The sequence below is a fragment of the Daejeonella sp. genome (assembly GCF_036405355.1).
Taxonomy (GTDB): Bacteria; Bacteroidota; Bacteroidia; order Sphingobacteriales; family Sphingobacteriaceae; genus Daejeonella.
This window is the reverse complement of the sequence record NZ_DASWXT010000112.1, coordinates 1-8,563: the sequence shown is the minus strand read 5'-3', so window position 1 is coordinate 8,563 and position 8,563 is coordinate 1. Positions and strand designations below refer to the sequence as shown.

Sequence of the window (8,563 nt, the reverse complement as noted above, 5' to 3'; positions counted from 1 at the left end):
GGGACATATTAATCAATTGATATTTGCTACCGATGCACCAACCATGTCGGCCGGAGCGCATCGTACCTATATCGATTATGCAGACATCCCCGATGAGGCAAAAGCTAAAGTTGCGGGAGGAAATCTGATCCGGCTTTTGGGTGGTCAGCGCCCTCCTAAGGTTCATACCAACAGATCTGAAGATGTTTTAATGAGTTCCGTCAGGAATGGCAAACCATTACCTGTTCCTGTGATCGATATGCACATGCACATGCTTCATGAAGGAATTAACGGTGCCGGAGGTACAGGCTATCATATGGAAAATGGCGGTCCGAAGGGAATCTTTAAAATGATGGAGCGGCTGGGTTGTGTAGGAGGGGGCTTCATGAGCTGGAATGGAGTGGTGAGTAATGATTCTGTACAGGGAAATAAGCTGGTTAGAGAGGCTCTGGATGCTTCGCCTAAAGGTTTCTGGGGACTTGCGACTTTCAGTCCGACACATTATACCCAGGAACAATTGGCAGAAATGATTCCGCAGGTATATTCAGATAAGCGAATTATCGGAATGAAGCCTTATCATTTCTACGGAATGGAATACCATAACCCGGCTTATGATATCTGGTGGGAATATGGTAATAAGAACGGCTTATATGCCTTGATTCATCCTTCCAGAGGCGATTTACTGGAGGTTGATAAACTCGCTGAAAAGTATAAGAATGTACGCTGGGTTATTGCCCATGCCGGCGGAAGCTATAAAATGGCGGATATGGCCATTGCAGTAATGAAGAAACATAAAAATGTCTTTGCTGAAATTACCCTTACCCCGGTTCCATTGGGTGTTATTGAATACATGGTTGATGCCGTTGGTGACGACCGGATTATGTATGGTTCTGACCTTCCGATGCGTGACCCGCGACAACAATTAGGCTGGCTCGTATTTTCGAACCTTCCATTGGCAAGTAAGAAAAAGATCCTGGGTGAAAATGCGTATACGGTAATTGAGCCTTGTATTAAGAATATGCCGGAGTATAATGTGCCGGAGGTTTTTAGGAAATGAGCTTTGAGTAATGAGCTATGGGCTGTGGGCTTTGAGTGATGAGCTTTATGCAAGGAGCTCTGAGTGATGAGCTTTGAGCAATGAGCTCTGAGTGATGAGCAATGGGCTAGTAATTTAGAAAATATTGATTCAAGCCCGCAGCCCATAGCTCACTGCCCATAGCTCACAGCCCATAACATTGAAAGAAATGAATAGACTAATGAATACAATTATCCTCGCCAGCATACTCTTTTCAACTCCTGCTCTTGCCCAATGGCAGGCAGGTGTTGCCAAAGCAGATATTACCCCGACTGAATCAGTTCCATTGGCAGGATATGGCGGAAAAACCAGGATGTCAAAGGAGGTGGTACATCCGATCTGGCTTAAGGCAATGGCCTTGCGTGATGAAACGGGACAAACGTCTGTTATGGTGACTGCCGATCTGGTTGGTCTGAGTGATAAAATGGTAGGTATTATTGCAGCTAATGCACTTGAAAAGTATAAAATACCAAGAGAACGCCTGATTCTGAATACTTCCCATAATCATTCCTGTCCGGTGACTGAAGATGTATTATGGATCTATTATGAATTTAATGATCAGGAAAGGGCGGCGAAGGATCGCTATACCCAAATGGTCTATCAGCGATATGATGAAGTGATTGGGGCTGCCCTGAAAGATCTTTCTCCCGCAGAGATCAATTTTGAATACGGCCTTGCCGGTATTGCAGTAAACCGCAGGAGATCGCGCGGTCCGGAGACCAGATCATTCGGCGGACAGGTGGATCAGGATGTTCCGGTACTGACTATTAAGTCGGGGGGGCAGCTGCGCGGCATTCTTTTCGGTTATTCATGCCATACCACAGCATTGGGAGGCTTAAGCATCAGTGGCGATTATGCCGGCTTTGCGCAGATCGAACTGGAGAAGCAATATCCGGGATCACTGGCGATGTTCGTTCAGAATTGTGGTGGCGATGCAAATCCACTGCCCAGAATTCGTGGAAATGAGGCTGAGGCTGTGAAACTTACCTCGATGTACGGTCATATCCTGGCTGAATCTGTAAAACAAGTGATTGCAGCTCCTATGAAAGCGATTACCGGTCCGCTGAAAGCCGTAATGGGTGAAACCGAACTCTATCTTAAACCGGGTTTATCCCTTGCAGAATTGAAAAAACAACTACCTGGTCTGAGCGGTATGGCAAAGACTGAAGTGGAACATCAGATCAATCAGTATCAAACGCTGGGTTCGCCCCCTGACCGTGTCAAATACCCTGTTCAGGTCTGGAGATTTGGCTCCGGATTTACCTTCATTGCCTTAACCGGTGAAACGGTTGTTGATTACTCCCTCAAATTCAAAGGCCTGTACGGCTGGAATGATACCTGGGTCTTTGGGTATAACAATGATCTTCTAAGCTATGTTCCCAGCCTGAGAGTATTGAAAGAAGGCGGTTATGAAGGTACCAGCGGCATGGCTGAATACGGGCATCGCGCACCATACACGGAATCGGTAGAAAAGCAGATCAGTAAAAAGGTGGCGGAGTTGGTTAAGAAATCGAGGGAATAAAATAATAGGTTCGATTGCCTGTTTCCTTACCGGGATATCAATTGCGGGCCTCCTTATTGTCATAGCGAGTGTAGCGAAGCAATCTCCCCATAATTATTACTTCCAGTCATAAGATTGCTTCGTCTTGCCTGCCCGTCCGGTAAGGCGGGCCTCCTCGCAATGACAGTCAGGCCACTCCAATAATCTTCCCACAGCCTCCATATTTAACCGGATTAACCACTGTATCTGTAATCTGAATCCCCATTTGTATCCCCAGGGATAAGATCAGTGTCATCTGGTCAGATATTATAAACTTATCCTTTAAATGCACAGAAACATGCATTGCCTGAAATAGCTGGCTGGCATGAAACCAGTCGGTATACACACTACTGTTTTCTATAATTCCTGCATGATATCCCCTGCCGATAAAACGCATGTCGCAAACGCAGCCCAGATTGACAATGAAACGGAACAGAGGATACTGTTTGGATAGCATTAAATTAACTCCCGGCATTAATTCAGGAAACTGAACAAAGGAGTGTTTATGATCGCGGTCGAGACTGAATTGCAATGGATGCCTGACCACACTTTCAAAAATCGTATTCCTGTTCAAACTGAAGCCCGTCAGTAAATGTTTATGTTGGGTCAAATAGACATTGCGTTTACCACGCGGACTTTCAGTATCCAACAGCTGAATGGTTTTTGACAGAGAGTTCAGCATAGGAGTATAATTATAATCCGCTAAAGGAGCTAAAGACAGCATAGACCTGCGGATACATCCACCCATTTTTGCACAAGCACTGAACTCGGTATAATTATCACGGGTAAGCTTAAAGGAAGGCGATTTTAGAATCTTCTTTTTATCGGCACCACCCTTAGTCCGAATAATGGTTTTGTTCATTCCCGGCAGCTTATAAGCAGAGAGGTTTCCCAGTCCCCCGGAAAACTCAAGACTGTCTTTTAGTATGGCCATATTGTGTAAGTATTTGGTAATAAACAATATACCAAATATTATTTTAATATAAGTTAAGTATCCTTATTAAATTATACCTTATATATACCTTAACTATACCTTAATTATACTTAAACTATACTTTAACTAATACAACAAACACCCTTTGGCTTATCCAGAAATAGCTATGAAGGGAGACTTGACTGACAATTTCTGTATGGTTCAATATAAAATTGAAGGTTCCAGGTTAATTGCTTCTAAAATTTTCTGTTTGGATTAGATAATTGGGGAGAGAATGGGGATATTTAATAAAGCATATAAAATGCCTCAAACCACCTCATTTGAGTGGCTTGGGGTATTTTATAGAGTGTATAAATAAGTTATATGCAACCTTAACGAACAAAAGAAATGGAAGTGAAATATGACAAGATAGGAACAGGATATAATTCTACAAGACAAGCAGACCCATATTTGACGAGTAGGCTTTTCTCATTGTTACGACCACAAAACGACAAACTGTATCTTGACATTGGTTGCGGAACAGGAAGTTATACCTGCGTTTTGGCTGACAAAGGACTAAATTTTGTCGGAGTAGAACCATCAGAAAAAATGCTTAGTCAAGCAAAATCACGAAGCCAAAATATAGAATGGTTTAACGGAACAGCGGAACAAATACCAGCAGACGACAAAACATTTGACGGAATTATTGCGACATTGACAATCCACCATTGGACAGACATTAACAAAGCGTTTGTTGAACTAAGCAGAGTTTTGACAGACAACGGGAGAATAGTAATGTTTACATCAACGCCTGAACAAATGAAAGGATATTGGCTCAATCATTATTTTCCTAAAATGCTTTATTCTTCCATTGTTCAAATGCCTTCGCTTGACACCATACAAAAAGCAACAGACAAAGCAAGGCTTAAAATTAGTGGAATTGAAAAGTATTTTATCAAAGGTGACCTCAAAGATTGCTTTTTATATGTCGGTAAGAACAACCCCGAACGCTATTTTGACGAACAAATCCGACTCGGAATTTCATCGTTTTCATCATTAGCAAACATTGACGAGGTAAAACAAGGTTTGACAAAACTTAGAACTGACATTAACAACAACGAATTTGAGCAAATAAAAAGCCAATACGACAACGACTTAGGCGACTATTTATTTATAACTATTGACAAAAAAGGCATCACATAACAAGGTATTGCCAAAAGCGGGGCTGAAGGAATTCTAATGAACTTTTGTGCTAAAACAAACATTAGTATTTCTATTGAAGTTCGGTGCTAAAAATCCCCGCCTTCGGCAATCCCCGACCGTTACAGGCAGTGTTAAACGACCTCACGTCCCGACATTTTTGCCAAATGACAAATGCCCGACAAACAGGAATTTCTAACTTTGCTGAATGGAAAAATTTATTGAATACGTTTTACAGTTTGGCAATTTGAACAAGCAACAAATTGACCTTATTAAAAGCAAATCGACAGAAATAGAACTTCGCAAAGACGAATTTTATTGGGAGGCAGGAAAAATAGTTAGGCAGATTGGTTTTATAACAGACGGTGTTATTCGTGTTTATTATTACGACAGCAAAGGCGAAGAAAATACACGATACTTTATTGACGAAAACCTCTTGATTTTAGATGGTCCAAATTCACAGGGAAACTATACTCCTTCGGAATATTTGCAAGCAATTACTGGTTGCAAACTCACTGTGTTTTATAAAAAAGATTGGAAAGAAATTTCTGATACCATTATAGGTTGGGAAAACATTGTCCAAAAAATAAACAATAAACAACACACCGAAAAAATAGAAAGAAGAAGCATATTAGTTTCACAAGATGCCGCAACCCGTTACAATGAATTCATTGACAAATTCCCAACCTTAGCCAACCGTGTTCCCCTATCCTATATCGCTTCTTACTTAGGTATTACACAATCTTCATTAAGCAGAATAAGAAAAAACATTCGCTAATTCACTTTTTGCCAAATGGCAAATGGTTTCATTTTCTATTGAACAACCTTTGCGGTATCAAATTTTAAAATCAAGAAAAATGAAATCAAGAAAATTGGGAAACAGCGAATTAGAAGTATCTGCATTGGGTTTTGGTGCAATGGGTTTGAGCTTTCCAAACGCACCGACAAAAGAAGAAAGTATAAAACTAATTCGTTCGGCAGTTGAGCACGGTATTACGTTTTTCGACACGGCACAAGGCTATGGCGAAAATGAATTGTTGGTTGGCGAAGCACTTGAACCATTTCGTAACAAAGTTGTAATTGCAACAAAATTCGGCTTGAAAGAAGGAAATGTAAGATTGGGTTTAGACAGTCGTCCCGAAACAATAAAATCCGTTGCCGAAGCATCATTGAAACGATTACGAATTGACGTAATTGATTTGTTTTACCAACATCGTTTTGACCCGAATGTGCCGATTGAAGCCGTTGCAGGAACGGTAAAAGATTTAATTCAACAAGGTAAAGTAAAACACTTTGGTTTGTCGGAAGCACCTGCCGAAATCATTCGCAAGGCTCACGCTGTTTTGCCTGTAACGGCTTTGCAAAGTGAGTATTCAATGTTTTACCGTGAACCCGAAACAGACATAATTTCTACATTGGAAGAATTAGGAATTGGCTTTGTTCCATTCAGTCCATTAGGCAAAGGCTTTCTCACAGGAACAATAAATGCAAACGTGGAATTGGACAAATCAGATACAAGAAATATGCTTCCACGTTTCAGCAAAGAAAACAGAGCGGCTAACCAAGCATTAGTAGATTTAGTTGTTTCCATTGCGACAGATAAAAACGCTACACCTGCACAAATTGCGTTAGGTTGGCTGTTGGCTCAAAAACCTTTTATTGTTCCAATTCCCGGAACATCAAAACTACATCGCTTACAAGAAAATATTGGTGCGACAAATGTTTCATTGTCTAATGATGAATTGAACAAAATAAATTCAATATTGGCGACAATTAAAATCGTTGGCGAACGCTACCCTGCAGAAATACAAGAAGCGACAGGGCGAAAATAGACAGCGACAAAACGACCGACAAAAAAACACTGCCTGTAACAGCGGTTTGGCGTAATGGTGGCGGAAGTTCTTCGTATGAAAATTTGTGCTAAATTTGAACTGTGTGCTTCGTATGAACTTTTGTGCGGAAAAACCCCCACTACGCCAAGCCCCAAAACGTTATGCTATGTTAAACGACAATAACGAGTAACAAGAATATGAAATTGGACGTTGGCCAAAATCTAATTGATAAAATTTTTAGAGCACAAGATGAAAATGGCTTATGGAAAGTCTTGCCCAAAACTGATAAATACTATCCAGACTATCTTCATTATGTGCCCAATTTCCGAGCCTCCTTATGGACATTAATTCTTCTTGCAGATTTAGAAATAGATAGGGATGAACCACGAGTAAAGAGAGCATTAGAAGAAGTTAAAAGCCATTTATATGACCACAATTTTGGGATTTACACATTAAAACAAGATCATTTTCCAATTCCGTGTTTAAATGGAAATATCATTTATATTGATTTATATTTTAACAAGACACCAGACAGCAGAAGTTTGAAAGCTTTAGAGTTCTTTCACAAATATCAAAGATTTGATGATGGTATATATGAAGAACCCAAAACCAAGTTCTGTTCTAATACAAGCTGTTACGGAAAGCACTCATGTTATTGGGGCATTGTTAAACTATTAAAAGGTATATCTTTTATTCCAAATAATTACAGAAGCAAAGAGATACTCGAATTAAAAGATAAATGTGTAAATTTTGTTTTAAAGCATCAAGTTTGCTACAGCTCACACCATCCGGACAAAATTATGGTTGACAAAATGGATCAGCTTACTTTTCCAAACATGTATAAAAGTGATTTTTTAGAAATACTTTGGTTATTGAAACGGGAAAAAATAAAATCTGATAAATTGAACAAGGCTGTTGGTTTATTGGCATCAAAACGACAGAAGAACGGCTCTTGGCTCTTGGAAAGGAAAATCAGCAATATGGTTGTTTCGATAGGTGAAACAAATTTATCCAATCCATATATAACCCAAAGAGCAGATGAAGTACTGAACTACTATCTGTCCAGCAAATAAGAATTATGGAAAGCGAGTTGGAACATATATTGACAAATACTTACAAGGCAGAGAGGATTGAATTTATGAAATCGCATACCGAGTGCTTTAATGAATAAGTTAATTTGTCGGTATCAGACAGCCACTTCCCGCAGAGTTAAGCCCAACCTCTCTACGGAATATTAAGTGAATTCCCGTACATGCGGGACACACTCGTCTACCCCAATACCTGTATTAACTATAATAACATCCTGCCTCACTACTTTTGATGCAGACACAAACTGTTTTCATCCAAATCCTTGAACCAGGCAAATTTGCCCCAGGGGGTATTATCAATCTTGCCAACAGCAATCCCTTTACTTTCATATTGCCTGATGTTGGTTTCAATATCGTCTGTTTCACAAATGATACCTTGAAAACCCGCAAGCGAAATGCTGGTATTACTTCCGGGAAGTCCCATTTGTATCCAGGTTTCACCATGAGGATCTGGGGCTTCAACAAGCACTTTAAAACCGAGATTCAAATAAAACTCTTTGGCTTTTTGCCTGTCCTTGACAGGTATCATAATAATTTCTAATGATTTCATTTTAGTGGATTTTTAAAGGTACAATGCAAAAATATGAGGAATAGATAGGCGCATTGCCGGGTAAAAACGACAATGTGGTGTGTCAATTGCGACAAAAAAGTATGAATTGACTTAGGGAGCCACCAATATCTGCAGAGACCTTGCGCTAAAACTGTACAAAAGCTATTAAACTCATCTGATGACTCCAAGTCATTGTTGTCCAGTAAAAATAAAAAGTTTAAAAATATCCTTTTAAAAAGTATCGCGAACGATTTTATTTCCTGATTTCAAAAAGCAAGCCCCGCTGTTAGCGCACTCGCTCAATAGGCCCCGCTTTTAAGTGGGGTAAACAAGGGGGATATTCCAGGCTTCAGCCCAAAATAATCCGTTTATACCGGAACACCCGC

Annotated in this window: 8 protein-coding genes; 6 read left to right on the top strand and 2 right to left on the bottom strand. The window is 40.2% G+C overall.

What is annotated here, in order from left to right; translation table 11 throughout:
* Both VGE44_RS13720 and VGE44_RS13715 read left to right on the top strand, forming a co-directional pair.
* Positions 1 to 1,036, top strand: a 1,036-nt coding sequence (locus VGE44_RS13720; protein ID WP_331080051.1) for an amidohydrolase family protein, incomplete at its 5' end; no start/stop codon positions are given.
* 199 nt (positions 1,037 to 1,235) lie between these two features.
* A complete protein-coding gene (locus tag VGE44_RS13715) occupies positions 1,236 to 2,576 on the top strand; it encodes a neutral/alkaline non-lysosomal ceramidase N-terminal domain-containing protein (protein ID WP_331080048.1) in 1,341 nt (446 codons plus the stop codon).
* A 166-nt stretch (positions 2,577 to 2,742) separates the two neighbouring features.
* Here the strand turns inward: VGE44_RS13715 and VGE44_RS13710 are convergent, their stop codons facing one another.
* On the bottom strand, positions 2,743 to 3,528 hold the full coding sequence (locus VGE44_RS13710; protein WP_331080046.1) for a hypothetical protein: 786 nt from the start codon (positions 3,526 to 3,528) through the stop codon (positions 2,743 to 2,745).
* Between the two features lie 387 nt (positions 3,529 to 3,915).
* On the opposite strand from VGE44_RS13710, the gene VGE44_RS13705 reads away from it, so the two are divergent.
* The 4 genes from VGE44_RS13705 (at position 3,916) to VGE44_RS13690 (ending at position 7,612) form a co-directional block, all read left to right on the top strand.
* A complete protein-coding gene (locus tag VGE44_RS13705) occupies positions 3,916 to 4,710 on the top strand; it encodes a class I SAM-dependent methyltransferase (RefSeq protein WP_331080044.1) in 795 nt (264 codons plus the stop codon).
* A gap of 205 nt (positions 4,711 to 4,915) precedes the next feature.
* Positions 4,916 to 5,485, top strand: coding sequence for a Crp/Fnr family transcriptional regulator (locus tag VGE44_RS13700; RefSeq protein WP_331080042.1), 570 nt, complete (start codon positions 4,916 to 4,918; stop codon positions 5,483 to 5,485).
* A 79-nt stretch (positions 5,486 to 5,564) separates the two neighbouring features.
* Complete coding sequence (locus VGE44_RS13695) at positions 5,565 to 6,539, top strand: aldo/keto reductase (RefSeq protein ID WP_331080040.1); 975 nt, start codon at positions 5,565 to 5,567, stop codon at positions 6,537 to 6,539.
* A gap of 197 nt (positions 6,540 to 6,736) precedes the next feature.
* Positions 6,737 to 7,612, top strand: a complete 876-nt coding sequence (locus tag VGE44_RS13690; RefSeq protein WP_331080038.1) for a hypothetical protein — start codon at positions 6,737 to 6,739, stop codon at positions 7,610 to 7,612.
* A 238-nt stretch (positions 7,613 to 7,850) separates the two neighbouring features.
* Here the strand turns inward: VGE44_RS13690 and VGE44_RS13685 are convergent, their stop codons facing one another.
* Positions 7,851 to 8,177: a VOC family protein gene (locus tag VGE44_RS13685; RefSeq protein ID WP_331080036.1), complete on the bottom strand. Its 327-nt coding sequence runs from the start codon at positions 8,175 to 8,177 to the stop codon at positions 7,851 to 7,853.
* Positions 8,178 to 8,563: the final 386 nt, after the last annotated feature.

Coding starts and splice junctions, on each gene's coding strand:
- VGE44_RS13715 (WP_331080048.1), top strand. CDS start 1,236: ATGAATACAATTATCCTCGCCAGCATACTCTTTTCAACTCCTGCTCTT.
- VGE44_RS13710 (WP_331080046.1), bottom strand. CDS start 3,528: ATGGCCATACTAAAAGACAGTCTTGAGTTTTCCGGGGGACTGGGAAAC.
- VGE44_RS13705 (WP_331080044.1), top strand. CDS start 3,916: ATGGAAGTGAAATATGACAAGATAGGAACAGGATATAATTCTACAAGA.
- VGE44_RS13700 (WP_331080042.1), top strand. CDS start 4,916: ATGGAAAAATTTATTGAATACGTTTTACAGTTTGGCAATTTGAACAAG.
- VGE44_RS13695 (WP_331080040.1), top strand. CDS start 5,565: ATGAAATCAAGAAAATTGGGAAACAGCGAATTAGAAGTATCTGCATTG.
- VGE44_RS13690 (WP_331080038.1), top strand. CDS start 6,737: ATGAAATTGGACGTTGGCCAAAATCTAATTGATAAAATTTTTAGAGCA.
- VGE44_RS13685 (WP_331080036.1), bottom strand. CDS start 8,177: ATGAAATCATTAGAAATTATTATGATACCTGTCAAGGACAGGCAAAAA.